Source organism: Oleiphilus sp. HI0132 (assembly GCF_001635845.1).
Genome location: NZ_LWGJ01000574.1, coordinates 1 through 843, shown reverse-complemented (window position 1 = coordinate 843; position 843 = coordinate 1). Strand labels below are relative to the sequence as shown.

Sequence of the window (843 nt, the reverse complement as noted above, 5' to 3'; positions counted from 1 at the left end):
CTTTGCAGCAGGCGGCGAATGACACCTTAAGTGAGCGCAATGCTCAGCTGAATGCTGAGGTGCTAGACCTTAAAAATGGCTATGATGCGATTGAAGAACGTGCTCGTTTCAGTTTGGGCATGATAGGGCGAGACGAAACCTTTTACATGGTAGTGGCTTCGAAACTATAATGGCCCATTGCAAGCGCCTGCCATGACCAAGAGCGGGTCATAGGTTTTTATTTATCACTTTGTGCCCCAACTATGTCGGTTTCAAGCCCCAGTCCTTCGTTTACCTCCTCACCCCTCTCAGGCTTAGACTCTGCTAAGCAAGCACTACCTCGGTTTTGGGTCATTATTCCGGCAGCGGGTGTTGGCAGCAGAATGCAAAGTGACATCCCTAAACAATATCTTCAGCTTGGTTCAAGCAGTGTTCTTTATCTGAGTGCCAAAGCCTTCCTTGACCACCCTCGCTTTACTCAGGTGCATATAGGTATTTCCGAGGCTGATGACTATTTTGATAGCGATAGTTTGGCTCAAGATGCTCGAGTGATTCAGTATAAGGGTGGTAGTGAACGCTTCAATACTGTTTTAAATGGTCTTGATGCTTTGGTAGGTATTGCCGATGAGCAAGATTGGGTGTGGGTGCATGACGCTGCGCGGCCCTGTTTAAGTCGAGAAGATATAGATAACTTGATTGAACATGTTGACGCCTGGGACGGTTCAGAGGGCGGTGCTATTCTGGCGTCTCGCGTTGTTGATACGATTAAGGTATCACAAGATGGAAGGGCGATTGAGGGTACTTCGGATCGGGACAAACTTTGGCGAGCATTTACACCACAAGTCTTTCGTTTTGCCGAGCTGC

At 48.0% G+C, this 843-nt stretch carries 2 protein-coding genes; both read left to right on the top strand.

Annotation, left to right across the window (positions count from 1 at the left end; genetic code table 11):
- Positions 1 to 2: 2 nt before the first annotated feature.
- Positions 3 to 170, top strand: a complete 168-nt coding sequence (locus A3766_RS28780) for a septum formation initiator family protein (protein WP_082907063.1) — start codon at positions 3 to 5, stop codon at positions 168 to 170.
- Between the two features lie 72 nt (positions 171 to 242).
- The coding region (locus A3766_RS07080; protein WP_068642004.1) for a 2-C-methyl-D-erythritol 4-phosphate cytidylyltransferase at positions 243 to 843 on the top strand (601 nt) is incomplete at its 3' end.